The sequence below is a fragment of the Streptomyces sp. SUK 48 genome (assembly GCF_009650765.1).
In the GTDB taxonomy this organism is placed as follows: Bacteria; Actinomycetota; Actinomycetes; order Streptomycetales; family Streptomycetaceae; genus Streptomyces.
Genome location: NZ_CP045740.1, coordinates 1,222,906 through 1,239,419 on the forward strand (window position 1 = coordinate 1,222,906; position 16,514 = coordinate 1,239,419).

Annotated in this window: 16 protein-coding genes, 1 tRNA gene and 3 pseudogenes; 13 read left to right on the top strand and 7 right to left on the bottom strand. The window is 73.2% G+C overall.

Going from position 1 to position 16,514, the window contains the following annotated elements:
* Positions 1 to 37: 37 nt before the first annotated feature.
* Positions 38 to 169: pseudogene (locus GHR20_RS05135) on the bottom strand (SDR family oxidoreductase); the annotation flags it as partial.
* A 60-nt stretch (positions 170 to 229) separates the two neighbouring features.
* Between GHR20_RS05135 and GHR20_RS05140 the strand changes: the two are divergent.
* Complete coding sequence (locus GHR20_RS05140; protein ID WP_243878298.1) at positions 230 to 436, top strand: TetR/AcrR family transcriptional regulator C-terminal domain-containing protein; 207 nt, start codon at positions 230 to 232, stop codon at positions 434 to 436.
* Between the two features lie 600 nt (positions 437 to 1,036).
* Here GHR20_RS05140 and GHR20_RS05150 read toward each other — a convergent pair.
* Both GHR20_RS05150 and GHR20_RS05155 read right to left on the bottom strand, forming a co-directional pair.
* Positions 1,037 to 1,110: transfer RNA gene (locus GHR20_RS05150), tRNA-Pro, on the bottom strand.
* Positions 1,111 to 1,195: 85 nt separating this feature from the next.
* The gene (locus tag GHR20_RS05155) at positions 1,196 to 1,732 is read right to left on the bottom strand and encodes a hypothetical protein (protein ID WP_153812400.1); all 537 of its coding nucleotides are present in this window, start codon (positions 1,730 to 1,732) and stop codon (positions 1,196 to 1,198) included.
* 131 nt (positions 1,733 to 1,863) lie between these two features.
* Between GHR20_RS05155 and GHR20_RS05160 the strand changes: the two genes are divergently transcribed.
* The 3 genes from GHR20_RS05160 to GHR20_RS05170 all read left to right on the top strand — a co-directional run bounded on the left by GHR20_RS05160 (position 1,864) and on the right by GHR20_RS05170 (position 4,623).
* A complete protein-coding gene (locus GHR20_RS05160; RefSeq protein ID WP_148025667.1) occupies positions 1,864 to 2,208 on the top strand; it encodes a cupin domain-containing protein in 345 nt (114 codons plus the stop codon).
* Between the two features lie 179 nt (positions 2,209 to 2,387).
* Positions 2,388 to 3,533, top strand: a complete 1,146-nt coding sequence (locus tag GHR20_RS05165; RefSeq protein WP_275549598.1) for a Gfo/Idh/MocA family oxidoreductase — start codon at positions 2,388 to 2,390, stop codon at positions 3,531 to 3,533.
* Between the two features lie 85 nt (positions 3,534 to 3,618).
* On the top strand, positions 3,619 to 4,623 hold the full coding sequence (locus tag GHR20_RS05170; protein WP_153812401.1) for a Gfo/Idh/MocA family oxidoreductase: 1,005 nt from the start codon (positions 3,619 to 3,621) through the stop codon (positions 4,621 to 4,623).
* 23 nt (positions 4,624 to 4,646) lie between these two features.
* On the opposite strand, the gene GHR20_RS05175 is transcribed toward GHR20_RS05170, so the two are convergent.
* The 3 genes and pseudogenes from GHR20_RS05175 to GHR20_RS37320 form a co-directional block, all read right to left on the bottom strand.
* Positions 4,647 to 4,841 (bottom strand): hypothetical protein, encoded by a 195-nt coding sequence (locus GHR20_RS05175; protein WP_037657331.1) that lies wholly within the window; start codon positions 4,839 to 4,841, stop codon positions 4,647 to 4,649.
* A 642-nt stretch (positions 4,842 to 5,483) separates the two neighbouring features.
* Entirely contained in the window at positions 5,484 to 6,386 is a 903-nt protein-coding gene (locus GHR20_RS05185; RefSeq protein WP_153812402.1) for a sugar phosphate isomerase/epimerase, read from the bottom strand.
* 124 nt (positions 6,387 to 6,510) lie between these two features.
* Positions 6,511 to 6,617 (bottom strand): annotated as a pseudogene (locus GHR20_RS37320) (sugar ABC transporter ATP-binding protein); the annotation flags it as partial.
* A 417-nt stretch (positions 6,618 to 7,034) separates the two neighbouring features.
* Between GHR20_RS37320 and GHR20_RS05190 the strand changes: the two are divergent.
* From GHR20_RS05190 to GHR20_RS05225, 8 genes are read left to right on the top strand one after another with little or no spacing between them, the layout of a single operon-like run.
* A complete protein-coding gene (locus GHR20_RS05190) occupies positions 7,035 to 8,228 on the top strand; it encodes a cytochrome P450 (protein WP_161215294.1) in 1,194 nt (397 codons plus the stop codon).
* A 38-nt stretch (positions 8,229 to 8,266) separates the two neighbouring features.
* On the top strand, positions 8,267 to 9,397 hold the full coding sequence (locus GHR20_RS05195; protein WP_153812403.1) for an acyl-CoA dehydrogenase family protein: 1,131 nt from the start codon (positions 8,267 to 8,269) through the stop codon (positions 9,395 to 9,397).
* A 55-nt stretch (positions 9,398 to 9,452) separates the two neighbouring features.
* Positions 9,453 to 10,727 (top strand): GNAT family N-acetyltransferase, encoded by a 1,275-nt coding sequence (locus GHR20_RS05200; protein WP_153812404.1) that lies wholly within the window; start codon positions 9,453 to 9,455, stop codon positions 10,725 to 10,727.
* Positions 10,714 to 11,181, top strand: coding sequence for an SRPBCC family protein (locus tag GHR20_RS05205; RefSeq protein ID WP_111584191.1), 468 nt, complete (start codon positions 10,714 to 10,716; stop codon positions 11,179 to 11,181). The genes GHR20_RS05200 and GHR20_RS05205 overlap by 14 nt, the downstream gene beginning before the upstream one ends.
* A complete protein-coding gene (locus GHR20_RS05210) occupies positions 11,178 to 12,458 on the top strand; it encodes an aminotransferase class III-fold pyridoxal phosphate-dependent enzyme (protein WP_153812405.1) in 1,281 nt (426 codons plus the stop codon). Before GHR20_RS05205 ends, GHR20_RS05210 begins: the two co-directional genes overlap by 4 nt.
* 47 nt (positions 12,459 to 12,505) lie before the next feature.
* Positions 12,506 to 12,766: an acyl carrier protein gene (locus tag GHR20_RS05215; RefSeq protein WP_153812406.1), complete on the top strand. Its 261-nt coding sequence runs from the start codon at positions 12,506 to 12,508 to the stop codon at positions 12,764 to 12,766.
* On the top strand, positions 12,763 to 14,010 hold the full coding sequence (locus GHR20_RS05220) for a beta-ketoacyl-[acyl-carrier-protein] synthase family protein (RefSeq protein ID WP_153812407.1): 1,248 nt from the start codon (positions 12,763 to 12,765) through the stop codon (positions 14,008 to 14,010). Before GHR20_RS05215 ends, GHR20_RS05220 begins: the two co-directional genes overlap by 4 nt.
* Positions 14,011 to 14,038: 28 nt before the next feature.
* On the top strand, positions 14,039 to 15,082 hold the full coding sequence (locus tag GHR20_RS05225; RefSeq protein ID WP_153812408.1) for an SDR family oxidoreductase: 1,044 nt from the start codon (positions 14,039 to 14,041) through the stop codon (positions 15,080 to 15,082).
* Between the two features lie 15 nt (positions 15,083 to 15,097).
* On the opposite strand, the pseudogene GHR20_RS05230 reads toward GHR20_RS05225, so the two are convergent.
* Positions 15,098 to 15,957, bottom strand: a pseudogene (locus tag GHR20_RS05230) (IS5 family transposase).
* Between the two features lie 45 nt (positions 15,958 to 16,002).
* On the opposite strand from GHR20_RS05230, the gene GHR20_RS05235 reads away from it, so the two are divergent.
* Positions 16,003 to 16,452 carry a YrhB domain-containing protein gene (locus tag GHR20_RS05235; protein ID WP_343335995.1) on the top strand — a complete coding sequence of 150 codons (450 nt, stop codon included), beginning with the start codon at positions 16,003 to 16,005 and terminating at the stop codon, positions 16,450 to 16,452.
* Positions 16,453 to 16,514 lie beyond the last annotated feature (62 nt).

Genomic DNA, 16,514 nt, shown 5'->3' on the forward strand with positions numbered 1-16,514 from the left:
CCGTCGACTGTGGCCCGGCACCGGCTCGCCCGGCCGGTCAGAGGAGAGCGCCGCCGGAGACCTCGATGCGCTGGGCCGTCATCCAGCGCAGGCCATCGGACACCAGCGTGGCGACGGCGTCGCCGATCTCCTCGGGTTCGCCGACGCGGCCGAGCGCGGTCTGCCCGGCCGGATCTTGGCGCATACCGGCGTCATCCCGCTGCCCTACTTCACCTCGGTCCAGCAGTACTTGGAGTCGGAGCGCGAGGCTGGTAACGCCGACGTACCAAACTCCGAGAGCGCCGCCAACCAATTCCTCGGGATGATCGCCAACTACGTGCTCTGGCCCCGCATGCTGTTGACCGACTGGAACCCCGCAGCCTCTGACGTCCACTACGCCGTCGAGCAGGCGGTCGAGACCACGCTCGCCCGCTACGCCTCCGATCGGACAGTCTGACCCGAGGCAGGAATTCGTACGCCGCAGCCCCAGCGCTTGAGCGGCCCGCGAACCAGCGACCCCGCGGACCGCTGCTGCCGTCAAACGATCGTCCTGCCGGGGGCGACCGTTATCGTCGCGCCGGCAGCTTCCGCGAGCCGCCTGGCTGCGGCGAGCTGGAAAACGGCCAGTTGTGTATTACCGGCGGCAAGGTCGGCGTGCACGGACGGAACCAGTGGAACTGGACAGTACGACGCCAGACCGCACCTGCGCCCGGCGGACCGACCGACAAGGGCACCAAGGGCAGGCGCGCCCGGAAGGTTCCCCTCATCGAAGCGATCAGACCGCTCGTGGCGCAGCGCATCCTCTCTGCCGGCCCCGACCCCGAGGCGCGCATGTTCACCGGCCCACGAGGAGGACGCACTCCACAAGATCACGGCCGCCGGCGCGGCACTCACCGCACACCTCAGCGTGCTGCGAGCCCCCCGTGCCCTTCCCGGCCCGGCCGTTCTCACCCGCCGGCACGGGTCAAGGAACACTGGTCCCCATCTGGTCCCCAAAACGATCAAGGGACGGTTTCGGATCTCTCCGAAACCGCCCCTGACCTGCGACTCTCTCAAGTCGGGACGACAGGATTTGAACCTGCGACCCCTTGACCCCCAGTCAAGTGCGCTACCAAGCTGCGCCACGTCCCGTTGCGACCTCACGCGGTGTTTCGCGTGATCACGCAGGTCAACACTACCGTATGTGCGCGGGTGCCCGGTGACACCGGGGGCGGGGTCACTTGATGAGGGCGTTGGCGACGACCACGATCAGGCCGAGGAGGGCGTCGCCGAGGCCCATGAGGACGGCGGCGACCCAGGGGCGGGCCGCCTGGCGGGCGGTGGTCAGGCCCAGGGTGAAGAGGATCAGGACGTTCAGGGTGAAGGCGGGGTATTCGACGCCCTTGGCCGGCCACCATCCCCAGCCCGCGCCCGCGAGCAGGAAGACCGTCGGTACGACGGCGGCGACCAGCGGCCACTCGTTGCGCAGGGCGCGCAGGCCGTCCCAGCGGCGGTGCGGGACGCGCTCGGCGATGTAGTGGGCGTAGCCATGGGCCAGGGCGGAGGCGAGGGCGGTCACCAGCAGCCACAGGGCGTCGTAGCGGCGGGTCGCGGGCGTGCTGGCGCCGTAGCGGGTGAGGGCGGCGACCATCGAGCTGGCGAGGACGGCGCCGTAGACCCCGCCGAACAGGAGCGCCTCGCGGGTGCTGTGCCCGCCGGGGGGCGGCCCGTCCTCCACCTGCCCGTGGGCGTCCGCCGCGGTCGAATCGGCCATGTCTTCCACGATCACCCCCGGCCCGCGTGCCCGCCAGTCCGCGCGGCCCGACGAAGTGTCCTCCGACCAGGCCCGATGCCCCACACTCTGTCGACGGCGGCCGGGGCGCGGGCCCCGTTAGGGTCGGGCCCATGACGCACAGCTTCGCGCTCCACATCCCCGACGCCGACCTCGAACCCGACCCCCTCGACCCGGATCAGATCGTCTCCGGGAACCCCGAGGTCACCGGGAAGGTGGTCTGGGAGTCGGCGGACGGCCGGCAGATCCGCGGGATCTGGCAGATCACCCCCGGCGTGGTCACCGACACCGAGGCCGACGAGCTGTTCGTCGTGATCAGCGGCTCCGCCACGATCGCATTCGAGGACGGCCCGACGCTGCGGGTCGGACCGGGTGACATGGCGGTGCTGCGCGCGGGCGACCGCACGACGTGGACGGTGCACGAGACGCTCCGCAAGGCGTACGCCATCAACCTGTAGGGGCGCCCCCGATACCGCCCCCGGGGCACCCCCGGCACCGCCGTGGACGACGTCCCGGAGCCGACGATGTGGACGCCCTGCCCCGTTCGGGGCGTTGACAGCACCCTCATGTCCGGACAAAGGTGGCCGGGCGGGAAGGCGGACCGGTCCCGCGGTGGCGACGCGGAGAGGCGGGCAGGGTGGAGGAGCTGGGTGTCGCCGTCGTCGGGTTCGGCTGGATGGGCCGGGTGCACACCCGGGCGTACGCCCGCCTCCCCCACCACTACCCCCGGCTCCCGCTGCGGCCGCGGCTGATCGCGGTCGCCGAGGAGGTGCCGGGCCGGGCCGAGGAGGCCGCCGAGCAGTTCGGTTTCGCCACCGCTACCCCTGACTGGCGGGAGGTGGCGGCCGATCCCCGGGTGCGGGCGGTCAGTGTCACCGCGCCGAACTTCCTGCACCGCAGGATCGGGGTGGCGACGGCGGAGGCGGGCAAGCACCTGTGGATCGAGAAGCCGGTGGGCCTGTCCGCCGAGGACGCCCACGCGGTCGCGGACGCCGCCGCGCGGGCCGGGGTGCAGGGCGCCGTCGGCTTCGACTACCGCAACGCGCCCGCCGTGGAGCGGGCTCGTGCGCTCATCGCGGCGGGTGAGATCGGCACCGTCACCCATGTACGCATCCGGCTGTTCAGCGACTACGCCGCCCCTCCCGACTCCGCCCTGGCCTGGCGCTACGAGCGGGCGCGCGGCGGCAGCCGGGTGCTCGGCGACCTGGCCTCGCACGGCGCCGACGTGGCCCGCTTCCTGCTCGGCGACATCACCGCGCTCATCGCCGACACCGCCGTCTTCGTCCCCGAGCGTGCCCGGCCGGCCGGCGCCACCGCCGGCCGCCCCCTCGGCGGCGGCGAGCGCGGCCCCATGGAGAACGAGGACTACGTCGGCTGCCTGCTGCGTTTCGCCTCCGGCGCCCGGGGCGTCCTGGAGGCGTGCCGGGTCTCGGTCGGCGAGCGGAACGCCTACGGCTTCGAGGTGCACGGCACGAGCGGCGCGGTGTTCTGGGACTTCCGGCGGATGAACGAACTCGCGGTCGGCCAGGGCGCGGCCGTCCAGGAGCAGCCGGTGTGCACCGTCCATGTCGGGCCGGGCGACGGCGAGTTCGCCGCGTTCCAGCCGGGCGCGGCCAGCGCGATGGGCTACGACGATCTGTTGGTGATCGAGGCCCACCGGTTCCTGCGCTCCATCGCCGAGGGCACACCGTACGGCGCGACGCTCGCGGACGCGGTGCGCGGCGCGGTTGTCCCGGACGCGATGGCCGAGTCCGCCGCCAGTGGCAACTGGGTTGATCTGTAGGCAGATTGCACAGCCGTTGCATTGCACGGCCATTCCCCTGGCGTCTGTCCCTTTCCGTTCGAACTCCTGAGGAGCGGCAACACCCATGCGTATCGGAATCCTCGGCCTCGGCCGCATCGGCGCCTTCCACGCCGAGACCCTCAGCGGGCTCGACGCCGTCGAATCGCTCGTGTTCGCCGATCCGTCGGCGGGCGCCGCGCAAGCCGCCGCCGAGCGGTTCGGGGCGCGGGTCGCGGAGTCGCCGGGGGCGCTGCTGGCCGCGGGGGTGGACGCCCTGGTCGTGGCGGCGGCCACGGACGCCCATCCCGCGCTGATCCGGGCCGGTGTGGCGGCGGGGGTCCCGGTCTTCTGCGAGAAGCCGGTGGCCCGCACCATGGCCGAGGGCGTGGCGGTGCGCGACCGTGTGCGCGGCAGCGGGGTGCCGGTCCAGATCGGCTACAACCGCCGCTTCGACGCGGGCTTCGCCGCCGCGCGCGCCGCCGTACGGTCGGGCGAGTTGGGGGCGCTGCACACCGTGCGCTGTACGACGCTGGATCCGGCGCCGCCGCCGGCCGCGTACGTCGCCGCCTCCGGTGGCATCTTCCGGGACTGCTCGGTGCACGACTTCGACATCATCCGGTGGGTGACGGGGCGCGAGGTCACCGAGGTGTACGCGGTCGGCGGCAACCGGGGCGCCGACCACATCGCGCGGGCCGGTGACGCCGACACCGCGGGCGCGGTCCTGACCCTGGACGACGGCACCATCGCGGTGGTCTCCAACTCACGCCACAACGGAGGGGGTTACGACGTCCGTATGGAGCTGCACGGGTTCACGGACGCCGTCGCCGTGGGCCTGGACGAGCGGTTGCCGCTGCGCTCGGTGGAGCCCGGGGCCGGCTTTCCGTCGGGTACTCCGCACGCCTTCTTCATGGACCGCTTCGCCGACGCCTACCGCGCCGAACTCACCGCCTTCACCGAGGTGGTGGCCGGCACCAGGACGTCCCCGTGCACCGTCGAGGACGCCCTGGAGGCGGGCTGGATCGCGGAGGCGTGCACGCTCTCCCGCGCCGAACACCGTCCGGTGCCGGTCGCGGAGGTGCGGCAGCCCTGACGAACGCGGTACCGGGGCCGAGTTCAGCCGCAGTACCGCACCAGCCACTCGTCCGCGTGATACCGGTCGCGGGCCGGGTCCGGCAGTGTCGCCGGGCTGGTCTCGACCGTGTCCTCGGGACGTATCCGCTCGGGCAGGGTGCCGAAGCGTTCCCGGCGCTGGGCAGCCGCCTCGGCGGTGTCCTGTGCCGTCTTCCGGGGTTCCGTACGGTGTGTCATCCTCGTCCTCCCGTCTGCGCGGGCGCCCCCGTTCACCTCAACAACGCCCACGTGCCCCCGGTTGGTTCCCGGCCGCGCCTGGCGCGAATCCGTCAGGGTTACGGAGGAACGACGCCCACCCCTGCGGCACCACGGCCGACGGCGCCGGGCCGCCTCGGCGAGGACGCGCCGCGGGTCGTACAGCGTGCGCGCGCCCTCGGCGACGACACGACGGGCGCCGGGGTCGACGGGCTCGGTCCGCGCCCACCACGGGCCGCCGATGCCCAACTCGACCTCCGGGCCCGGGGCCAGGGCGTGGCGCCGCTCGGTGAGGGGGCCCCAGACGCGGGTGCGGACCAGCCGGCCAGGCCGAGTTCACCGGCCCGGCCGGCCGGAGTGCCCTCGGATGCGGCGGCTCCGGGCTCAGCGGCGTCGGTCGGGTACGGCGCCGGACCGGCCGTCAGCAGGACGACGTCCACGTCGGAGTCCGGTCGCTCGGCCCCACGTGCGCAGGAGCCGACGAGGAGGAGGCCCACCACGTCCTCGCGGGTTCCGGCCCGGCAGGGAGACATCAAGGAACTCCTACACCCCGGCGAGGCGTTCGGGAGGGGGACGCCGGTCTGGTCCCGGCGGGCGCTCGGCCCCGCCCGCACACCTCGTCCCTCACGCCCCGCAGGACCGCAGGAACCTTCGTGTCCGCTCCGCGACCGGCAGCGGTTTGTCCGGATCGCACGGGTACATGTCCTGCTCCACGATGGCGAACAGATCCACCCCCAGCTTCTGCGCCGCCGCCAGCACGGGTCCCAGCTCCGGTACGCCGTGCGGCGGTTCGCGGAAGACGCCCTGGGCCACGGCGGGTCCGAACGGCAGCCCCCGCGCGACGACCTCGGCCAGCACCGCCGGGTCCACCTGCTTGAGGTGCAGATAGCCGATGCGTTCGCCGTACGTCTCGATCAGCCGCACGCTGTCGCCGCCGCAGTAGGCGTAGTGACCGGTGTCCAGGCAGAGGCCGACCGAGCCGGAGTCGGTCGCGTCCAGGAAGCGCTCGACATGGGCCTCGGTGTCGATATGGGTGTCGGCGTGCGGGTGGACGACGATGTCGAGGCCGTACGTCTCCCTCACCCGGCGGCCCAGCCGCTCCATGCCCCGGGCGAGGTGGCCCCACTGCCCGGCGGTCAGCTCGGCGGGCTCCAGGATCTCGGCGGTCTTGTCGTCGCGCCAGAAGGACGGGATCACCACGAGGTGCCGGGCGCCCATCGCCTGGGTGAGCGCGGCGACCTGGGAGACATGGGCCCAGGTGTCGTCCCAGACGGCGGGGCCGCGGTGCAGGCCGGTGAAGACCGTGCCCGCGGAGACCCTGAGGCCGCGGCGCGCCACCTCCTCGGTGAGCCGGGCGGGGTCGGTGGGGAGGTAGCCGTAGGGGCCGAGTTCGATCCAGGCGTAGCCGGCCTCCGCGACCTCGTCCAGGAAGCGTTCCCAGGGCACCTGCCGCGGGTCGTCGGGGAACCAGACGCCCCAGGAGTCGGGGGCGGAGCCGACCCGGATGCGGTCGAGGTCGTGCGGCATGATCAGGGGGTCCCTTCGGGGAAGGCGTCGCCGAGACCTTCGGGCGACGCATCGAGGTCCACGCCCGCACCTGGGACACCTCGTGCTTGAGCGTGGCGAGTTCGGCGGCGGCCATACGGCCGGTCGCGGCCGCGATGTACGTCAGCACCACACCGGACTGCTTCACGCCGAGCGCGGGGTGGGCTCGTCCAGGATGAGGACGCGGGCGCCGAAGTGGACGGCACGAGCGAGAAGAGCGATCCATCGTTCTGCACCTCACTGTGCGTGCGACGGGAAGGGCGCTGTTGTGTCGGGACGCGATCCAAGTCCCCACCGGAGCCACTGTCAATACTTTGTCCAGACATGGCCGTGTCGTCGGCCGCGGGGTTTACGTGTTCGCCATCTCCCGATTATCCGATCTCAAAGCCCGCTTATATGACTTATAAATTCACTCTCTTTCACCACCCGGTTGCGCCCCGGGGTGGTGAAGAGGGCGCGTATTTCTTACCCCTCATGAGATCCGGCCAGAGGTGGATCATAATTGGCCGGAGAATTCACCGGCATGGCCGTCGGACCAGCGGAGGGACATACTGACGACGTGCCACTCCGCTCCCGGACCGGATGGCCGGAAAGGCCACAACGGTGGATTCGGAAACGCTGCTTTCGTCGATGTTCACGGCCGAGGGGAAGGAAGACCCCTATCCGGCCCTGGCCGAACTGCGCCGTATCGCCCCCGTCTATTATCACGAGAAGCTCGACACCTACTTCCTGACCCGGTTCGCCGACTGCCAGCAGGTCCTGAGCGACGCGTCCTGCCTCACTCCCGATCTCACCTGGTGCGAAACGGAATTGCCCCACTGGCGGGAGCATCCGGCCGCCGTCTTCTTCTACTCCTCGCTGCTGCGCGCCAACGGCACCGACCATGTACGGCTGCGCCGGCTGGTGGCCGACCGGTTCAGCGCCCGCCGGGTCGCCGTCCTCGCGGAGCGCATCGAGACCACCACCGCGGCACTCCTCGACCGGTTCGCCGATGCCACCCGCGACGGCGGCGCGGCCGACTTCCAGGAGCTGGTCGGCTACCCGCTGCCGGTGGCCGTCGTGGGCGACCTGATCGGGGTCCCGCACACGGACCAGGACCGCTTCCACCACTACGGGCAGGACGCCAGCCGGCTCCTTGAGCCGGTGCGCACCGACGAGGACTGGAAGCGCGCCGACGAGGCCGTGACCGCCCTGCGCGGGTACTTCGCCCAGCTGGTCGCCCTGCGCCGGCGCAGGCCCGCCGACGACCTGGTCTCCGCGCTGCTCGCCGTGCGCGAGGCCGACGACGGCAGGCTCGCCGAGAGCGAACTCCTCGACATGCTGCTGCTGGTGTTCGTGGCCGGCTTCGAGACGACCACCAGCCTGCTCGGCCTGACCGTGCACGCCCTGCTCAGCCACCCCGGCCAGCTGGCCCTGCTGCGCGAGGACCCCGCCCTGGTGCCCAACGGGGTCGAGGAGTCCCTGCGCTGGGACACACCGGTGCGGATGACGGAGCGCATCGCCACCCGCCCGCTGACCGTGGGCGGCGTCGCGATCCCCCAGGGCGGCAACATCACCACGGTCCTCGCCGCCGCGGGCCGCGACCCCGCCCGGCATCCGGACCCCGACGCCTTCGACGTGCTGCGGCCCGACATCCGGGTGCTCAGCTTCAGCGCGGGCGCCCACTACTGCCTGGGCGCGGCCCTGGCCCGCCTCGAAGGCGCCGCCGTCGTACGGCAGTTGCTGACCCGTTTCCCCCGGCTGGCCCACGCCCGGCGCCCGGTGCGCCGGGACAGCATCAGCCTGCGGGCCTTCACCCGGCTGCCCCTCGTCACCTCGGGCTGAGCACCCCGCCCGGGTCCCGGCCCACAGAAGGGACGTCCGTGAACTTCCTGCACACCGAACGCGCCGTGCTCGACCGGCTGCTCCCCGGTCTGGACGCCGCGCTCGCCGCCCATCCGCTGGCCGACCTGGAGCGCGCGCCGAGCCCCGCGATCGAGGCATTCCGCGAGGCGGGGGGCCCGGGGCTGCTGGTGCCCGCCGAGCACTCCGGCGCCGGGGCCACCGTGCTCCAGGCGGTCCGGGCGCAGCGGGCCGTCGGTGCCCGGTGCCCGTCCCTCGCGGTCGCCACCACCATGCATCACTTCTCGGTCGCCGGCCTGGTGGAGACCGCCAGGCAGGGCACCGGCATGGAGGGCCTGCTGCTGACCGCCGTCGCCCGGGAACGGCTGCTGCTGGCCTCCGGGTTCGCGGAGGGCAACACCGGGCAGAACATCCTGCGCCCGGGCATCAGGGCCGAACTCCGCGACGGACGGGTGGTGCTGAACGGCAGCAAGAAGCCGTGCAGCCTGTCCCGTTCGATGGACCTGCTCACCGCCTCCGTCGCGCTCACCGGCACGGACGGGGTGACACGCCTCGCGGTGGCGATCGTCCCCGCGAAGACCCCGGGGCTCTCGGTGCGGCCGTTCTGGAACAGCCCGGTGCTGGCGGGGGCCGAGAGCGACGAGGTGGTGCTCACCGAGGTGGAGCTCGATCCGCAGATGGTCGTCGCCACCGAGGTCACGGCCGACGCGGTGCCCGACTCGCTCAATGTCGCGGGCTTCCTCTGGTTCGAACTCCTGCTGACCGCGGGGTACGTGGGCGTAACCAGCGCCCTGGTCGAACGGGTGCTGGCCAGACCCGGGGGCTTCGGCGGCGATCCGACCCCGTTCCTGGTCGACATCGAGGCCGCGATGCTCGCCGTGGAGGCCGTGGCGATGGCCATGGAGACCGAGGCGTGGGACGACACACTGCTGGTGCGGGCGCTGCACGCCCGGTACGCGGCGCAGGACGCCATCGCCCGCACATCGCCCCGCTGCCTGTCCGCCCTCGGCGGGATGGCGTTCATCGGCTCGCCCGACGGCACGTATCTGGCCTCGGCCGCGGCCGGGCTCGCCTTCCATCCGCCGTCGCGCTCCCGCATGGCCGAGCCGCTGCGGGAGCACCTCGGCGGCGCCCGGCTGCGCATCGGCTGAGCGGCGCGCCGCGCACGGGCTCCGGCCGTCGATCCCACCCGCCGAGGAGGCACCCATGAGGCGAGAGCGCGGCGCGCCGGCGCGCCGGGGCGAACCGTCGCCCGCGCGGGCGTCCTACCGGATCGAGATCGCGGACACCGTCGACGCCGTGCCGCCTCGGGTCTGGCGGGAGCTGGCCCCGGCGGACGATCCGCTGTGGTCCCAGGGGGTCTTCGCGGCGATGGAGCGCGGCCGCCTCGGCCCGGAGGGCTACCGCTATCTGCTGCTGCGCCGGGACGGCGAGCTGGTGGCCGTGCTGCCGCTGTGCCTCTTCCCCGGGCTGCGCCTGGACGACGTGGTGGGCCCGCGCGAACGCCGGCTGCTGCGCCCGCTGCGCGCCGTGTGCCCGGGACTGCTGCGCGTGCCCATGCTGTTCTGCGGCCATCTGCTGGGCCAGGGCCACATCGCGGCGGCCGGACCGCTGCCGGCGCGGGCCGTACGGCTCCTCGTGTCGGCGGCCGGGGACGTGGCCGCCTGGTCCGGGCTCGGGACCGTGGTGTTCAAGGACTTCGGCGACTCGGAACTCGCTTTGCTGCGTCCGGAGTTGGAGCGCGCCGGGTACTTCTTCACCCGCAGCATGCCGGACACCGAACTGCGGCTCGGGTACGACTCGTTCGAGGCGTACGTGCGCGCGCTGCCCGCCAAGCCGCGCCGCAACGCCCGGAGCAAGCTGCGCAAGTTCGCGGCCTGGCCGGGCGCCCGCGTCGAGATCGTCGAGGACTTCGCGCCCCTGCTGCCCGACGTACTCGCCCTGTACGAACAGGTGATGGACCGCGCGGACCAGACGCTGGACCGCCTGGACGCCTCCTTCCTCGCCGCCCTCGCGGACTGCGCCGAGCCGCGGCGGGCACTGGTCGCCGCGTTCGAGGGCGACCGCCTGGTGGCGTTCCTGCTGTGCCTGTTCCGGGGCACCGGCGCGACCGGGGCGCGGATCGGCCTCGACTACCGGATCGCCCACGAGGCACGGCTCTACCACGCCGTGCATTACGCGGCGATCCGGCTGGCCATCGAGTCGGGCTGCACCCATATGCGGTTCGCGCAGACCGCGTACACGCCGAAGGTGGAGCTGGGCTGCGGCCTGGTCGCCCAGTCCTACGCCCTCACCCACCGGCGCCCGCTCCCCCGCGCCCTGTTGCGCGCTCTGCTGCCCCGCGCCCTGGACACCGCCCTGGCCGAGGCCCTCGGCCCGCACGCCGATCTGCTCCCCCGGCCCGTCGCCGCCCCGCCGCCCGCACCCGCCGCCGCACCCGCCGCCGCGCCCGAGAAGAGGACCCCGCATGCCCCGAGTTGACGTGGAACTGCGCATCGCCGCCCCGCCCGATCTGGCCTGGGCCGCCGTGGCCGACGTCGAGTCCTATCCGGGCTGCATGGACAACGTGGAATCGGTGACGGTGGTCGAGCGCGGCGACGCCCGGCACCGTACGACGGCCTGGTCGGTGCGTCTGAAGGGCTCCGTCCTGCGGTGGACCGAGGCGGAGGTGCTCGACGACGGAGCGCGGCGCTTCGACTTCCGGCAAGTCACCGGCGACCTGGGGGACTTCTCCGGCTTCTGGGCCGTGACCCCGGCCGGTGCGGCGCACAGCACCGTGTCCCTGCACGTCGACTTCGACATCGGCATCCCGCTGCTGGCCGAGATGCTCAACCCGGTCGCCTCGGACGCGCTGCGGGACAACGCCGCCCAGATGCTGCGCGCGCTGGAGCGGCGGCTGGGGGCCGCGGACCCGGACACGGGGGTACGGCGGTGACGGGGAGCCCGGCCGCGGGGCTCGACCAGGATCGCGAACTCCCCGACGCGCAGGGCACGTTCGATCTGATCCGCCGGCATTTCTCGCCCCGGCTCGCCCTGACCGGCAACTTCGCGGGGCGGGGCGCCGTGGAGGTGGGTGCCGAGGGATGCCGGGTGGCCCTCTCCGACGGCCGCAGCGTGCTCGACTTCGGCTCCTACGCCGTGCCGCTGCTCGGGCACCGGCATCCGGCGGTCGTGGCGGGCGTGCGGCGGGCGCTGGAGACGCTGCCCACCGCCACCCGCAGCCTGGCCAACCCGGTGACGGCGCGGGCGGCCGCCACCCTGGTGGGGTACTTCGAAGGCGCCCTGCCGAAGGTGTACTTCGGGCTGAACGGCGCCGACGCGGTGGAGGTGGCGGTCAAGCTGGCGCGGCTGGCGTCGGGGCGCGACCGGGTCCTCGCGGTGCGCGGCGCGTTCCACGGCAAGTCCACCGGCGCGCTGGCCCTCACCCACAGCCCGCTCTTCCGCACCGGGCTGCGCGGCAGCGTGGTCGACGTGGTGCACGCGGACCCGGAGGACACCGGCGCCGTCGAAAGGGCCGCCGCTTCGGGCGAGTTGGCGGCCGTCGTCTTCGAACCGGTGCAGGGCGAGAACGGCGTCGTCCCCCTTCCCCCGGCCGTGCTGCGGCGCTGGTGCGCGGACGGCCGGCGGCACGGCGCGTTCGTCGTCGCCGACGAGATCCAGTGCGGGCTGCGGCGCTGCGGCGAGCGGTCCGTCGCGCTCGCGCAGGGGCTGCCCGTGGACGCGGTGCTGGTGGGCAAGCCGCTCGGCGGGGGTGTCGTACCGCTGTCGGCGGTGGTGTGCTCCGAGGAGCTGTACGCGCCCCTGGAGGCGGACCCGTTCCTGCATTCGGCGACCTTCGGCGGCCACCCGCTGGCGTGCGCCGCGCTGCCACCGGCCCTGGCGGCCATCGAGCAATTGACAGAGCATGGCGTTGAGTTGGCGGATGCCATGGCCGAGGGGCTGGCCCGGCTCCGGAGCCGTCATGCCGGTGCGGTGCGCGCGGTGCGCGGCCGCGGGCTGCTGTGGGGGGTCGACTACGCCTCCCCGCATCTGGCGGGCGATGTCGTCCTCGGTCTGGCCGAGGCCGGTCTGCTGGTCTCGCCCTGTCTGAGTCGCCCCACCACGGTGCGCCTGCTGCCCTCGCTCGCCTGCGGCCTCCCGGAGGTGGCGGAGGCGATGGCCGCCCTGGACCACGCCACGGCCGAGGCGGAGGCCCGGTGCGCCGAGAGATGACCCGAAAGCCCGTCCGTGCCGCGCCGCCGAAGGAGAACCAAACCCCCATGCCCACCCGGACCCGCGAACAGCTCGACCTCCTGCTGCGTACCGTCGTCTCCGATGTGATCGGCACCGAACCGGAGGAACTCCACGGCGCCACCCGCCTGGTGGACGACTTCGGGATCGACAGTCTCGAACTCATGGAGATCGGCTCCCGGCTGGAGTCGGCGCTCGGACTGCGCATCCAGGTCAAGGACTTGACGGCCGCCGAGACCCTGGGCGAGGCCGTGGACCTGCTGGAGACCCGGCTCGCGGAGCCGCGGTGAACGCCCGGGACGCGCGCGGCCGGTTCCGGGTGGCCGTCACCGGCATCGGCGTCAAGTCACCCGCCGGCAATACGCCGGAGGAGGCGTACCAGACGTTCCTGGCGGCCAAGTCCACGGCGGCGACGGTCGACCGGCTGGTGGCCGAGGCGGTGCCCGTGCGCTTCGCCTGCCTGGTGCCGCCGTTCGAGACCGAGGCGTACCTGACCCGCCGCGAGGCCCGGCAGATCGACCGGGTGACCATGCTGGCGCTGTGCGCTGCGGCCGACGCGGTGGCCGACGCCCGGCTGCCCGGGGAGCTGGCCCCGGAGCGTACGGGGGTGCAGCTCGGCACCGGTATCGGCGGCCTGCCCAGCATGGAGGCGACCGCGCTCGACCACGGCGGCTTCCCGATGGGCATGCCGGTGCACACCGTGCCCCGGACCATGACCAACTCCCCGGCGTGCCGGATCGCCATGCGGTTCGGGTTCCGCGGCTCGTGCACCACGTACGCCACCGCGTGCGCCAGCGGCACCACCGCGCTCGGCGAGGCGGCCCGCAAGATCCGGCACGGAGAGCTGGACGTGGCGCTCGCGGGCGGCGCCGACGCACCGGTCACGACCGTCATCATGAGCGGCTTCGCCCGGATGCGGGCGGTCTCCGCGCGCAACGAGGAGCCGTGGCTGGCCAGTCGGCCCTTCGCCGCGGACCGCGACGGGTTCGTGGTCGGCGAGGGCGCGGCGCTGCTGGTGCTGGAGCGCTGGGACCTCGCGGTGGCGCGCGGGGCGCGCATCCACGGGGAGATCACGGGCTACGCGGACAACTGCGACGCCTTCCACATCGTGGCCCCGCACCAGGACGGGTCGGTGGCCGCGGCCTGTATGCGCTCGGCGCTCGCCGACGCGGGGCTGTCCCCGCCGGAGATCGGCCATGTCAACGCGCACGGCACCTCCACGGTGCTCAACGACCGTGCCGAGGCGGCCGCGATCGACCGCTGCTTCGCCGGGCAGTCCCCGCCGGTCACCGCGCTCAAGGGCGTCACCGGCCATCTCATCGGCGGTTCCGGGGCGTTGGAGGCGGCGCTGGCGCTGCGCTGCGCCTCGGCGGGCCTGGTCCCGGCGATCGCCAACACCCGTACCAGCCCCGAGGCCGGCCTCGTGGACCTGGTCACCGGCGCGCCCCGGACGGTGCGTCCGGCCCCCGTGCTGTCCAACTCCTTCGGCTTCGGCGGCCAGAACGCCTGCCTCGTGCTCTCCCCCGCCCCCTGACCCCTCGCGCCCGCTCGGAGACGGAACCATGCGCATTCTCGTCACCGGTGCCACCGGTGTGATCGGCACCGAGACCGTCGACACCCTGCGCGCGGCCGACACGCCGCCGCACGTCCTGGTGCGTACGGCACGACGCGCGACGGACGCGGGCATCGTGCCCTGGGCTCTCGGCGCGGCTCCGGTGCCGGCGCGGCTCGACGGCCCCTGGGACGTCATCGTGCACACCGCGGCCTCCACCCGCTGGACGATGACCCGTACGGAGGCGCTGGCCGCCAACGTGGAACCGCTGCGCGCGGTCCTCGCCCTCGCCGGCCGGGACACCCATCTGGTGCATGTGTCCACGGCGTACGTCGCCGGGGAACGCGCGGCGGCCGGCACCGGGTTCGACGGCTACCGCAACGGCTACGAGTGGTCCAAGGCGGTGTGCGAGGAGGTGGTGCGCGAGGAGCACCCCGGCCCCCTGACGATCGTCCGACCCCCGCTGGTCGTCGGCAGGCGGCGCGACGGCCGGATCGCCCGCTTCTCCGGCCCGTACACCCTGCTGCACGCCCTGGTGTCGGGGCTCGCGGCGGTCGTCGTCGGCGACCCGGACGGCTTCGCGGAGATCAGCCCGGTGGACGAGGTCGCCCGCACGATCGCGGACGCGGCACTCGGTGATCCGCCCCCCGCCGCCCGCACCGAGATCGTGGCCGCCGGTCCCGAGAGCCTGCGCCTCGCCTCCCTCATCGACGTGACGTGTACGGCACTGAACACCTTCCGCGCCACGCACGGCGCCCCGCCGATCGCCCGCCCCCCGATCGTCCCCCCGGACACCTGGACCCGCTTCTTCCTCCCCCTCGCCGACCGCTACCTCTCCCCCTTCCAGAGCGAGGCGGTCAAACTCCTGGCCATGTTCCAGAGCTACACCAGCATGGCCACCCCCTTCACCCCGACGCACCCCGTACGGGACCCGGCCCAGGCGATGACGACGGCCGTCCACCACTGGGCCGCGCGCAAACCCCGGTTGGCACTGGCGGAGCCGCGGCCGTGGACGCTGCTGACGGATAACCCGTCGCCGCAGCAGAGCCCTTAGGTGGTTTCGTTTGGATCAGCGGGTGGACCACAGGAAGATGCCGGCGATGTGGAGTCCGGCCAGGTAGATGGTCGCGGTCTTCTCGTAGCGGGTGGCGATGCCGCGCCACTGCTTGAGGCGGTTGATGCACCGTTCGACGGTGTTGCGCTGCTTGTAGGTCTCGCGGTCGAAGGCCGGTGGTCTGCCGCCCCGGCTGCCTCGGCGCAGGCGGTGGCCGCGTTGGTCCGCCGGCACGGGGATCACCGCACGGATGCCGCGCCTGCGCAGGTGCTCACGGATCGCCCTGGACGAATACGCTTTGTCCGCCAGGACCACATCCGGCCTGGTGCGCGGCCGGCCACGCCGTCGGGGAACACGCACGCGGGCCATGACATCGGTGAAGGCCGGTGCATCGCCTGCCTGTCCGGCGGTGAGGACGAACGCCAGAGGCCGGCAGCGGGCATCGGCCGCGAGGTGGATCTTCGTCGTCAGTCCGCCGCGGGACCGGCCGATGGCGTGGTCAGCCGGTTCGCCGGCCGGGGCCCCTTTTTGCGGGCTCCGGCCGCATGCTGGTGAGCCCGCACGATCGTGGAGTCCACGGACACAGCCCAGGCCAGATCCTCGTCGGCGTCGGCCTGGGCCATCAGCGCGGTGAAGACCCGCTCCCAGGTGCCGTCGACGGCCCACATCCGCAGCCGGTTGTAGACGCCACGCCAGTTGCCGTACTTCTCCGGCAGGTGCACCCACTGCGTTCCGGTCTGGAACTTGAACGCGATCGCGTCGATCACCTCCCGGTGATCCCGTCACCGGCCGCCCCGCTTCGGCGTCCGGTCAGGGAGCAACGGCTCGATCCGCGACCACTGCACATCAGTTAACGGCACGCCCAGACCAACGATCGACTGATCCAAACGAAACGGCCTAGGGGAGAAGAGCACGAACTGGTGTGGATCGTCCGCCGGCAGTCCGAGGAGTTCGCGCGCACCGGGAACCCCGGGGACATGCTGGTGGGCAGCGGCCCCTACCTGGTCGACCGGGTCGACGGCTCGCTGCACTCGATCGGTGTCCTCTCCGCGAAGGGCGGGGAGTGGGAGGACGACGACTACCGCGCACGCGTCCGCGGGCTGCCCGTCCGCACCGCGGTGGACGATCTGCACGACGAGATACGCGAGCTCGGCGCCGCGCGGAGCCGTATGCACGCCGTACGCGCCCTGCGGCGGAGACTGCCGGTCCTCTCCCCGGCCCAGGCCGTCGCCTACACCGACGCTTTGCTCGGGGGCGCTCCCCCGGCGCACCTCGTGGCGCTCGCCGCCGGACGGCTCACCGAGCCCATCTGCCCGGTCCTCGCCGTGCGGACCATCCGCCCGGGGCGCTCCCGGGCCCTGCCGGAGTGAGGCTCAGGGGAAGGGCCGCGGACCGCATCCGCACGTGGCGGGGCCGGCCGCCCGGCTAGGGT

Excerpts from the sequence above, each read along its gene's own strand:
- GHR20_RS05155 (WP_153812400.1), bottom strand. The coding sequence starts at position 1,732 with ATGGCCGATTCGACCGCGGCGGACGCCCACGGGCAGGTGGAGGACGGG.
- GHR20_RS05160 (WP_148025667.1), top strand. The coding sequence starts at position 1,864 with ATGACGCACAGCTTCGCGCTCCACATCCCCGACGCCGACCTCGAACCC.
- GHR20_RS05170 (WP_153812401.1), top strand. The coding sequence starts at position 3,619 with ATGCGTATCGGAATCCTCGGCCTCGGCCGCATCGGCGCCTTCCACGCC.
- GHR20_RS05175 (WP_037657331.1), bottom strand. The coding sequence starts at position 4,841 with ATGACACACCGTACGGAACCCCGGAAGACGGCACAGGACACCGCCGAG.
- GHR20_RS05185 (WP_153812402.1), bottom strand. The coding sequence starts at position 6,386 with ATGCCGCACGACCTCGACCGCATCCGGGTCGGCTCCGCCCCCGACTCC.
- GHR20_RS05190 (WP_161215294.1), top strand. The coding sequence starts at position 7,035 with ATGTTCACGGCCGAGGGGAAGGAAGACCCCTATCCGGCCCTGGCCGAA.
- GHR20_RS05200 (WP_153812404.1), top strand. The coding sequence starts at position 9,453 with ATGAGGCGAGAGCGCGGCGCGCCGGCGCGCCGGGGCGAACCGTCGCCC.
- GHR20_RS05205 (WP_111584191.1), top strand. The coding sequence starts at position 10,714 with ATGCCCCGAGTTGACGTGGAACTGCGCATCGCCGCCCCGCCCGATCTG.
- GHR20_RS05215 (WP_153812406.1), top strand. The coding sequence starts at position 12,506 with ATGCCCACCCGGACCCGCGAACAGCTCGACCTCCTGCTGCGTACCGTC.
- GHR20_RS05225 (WP_153812408.1), top strand. The coding sequence starts at position 14,039 with ATGCGCATTCTCGTCACCGGTGCCACCGGTGTGATCGGCACCGAGACC.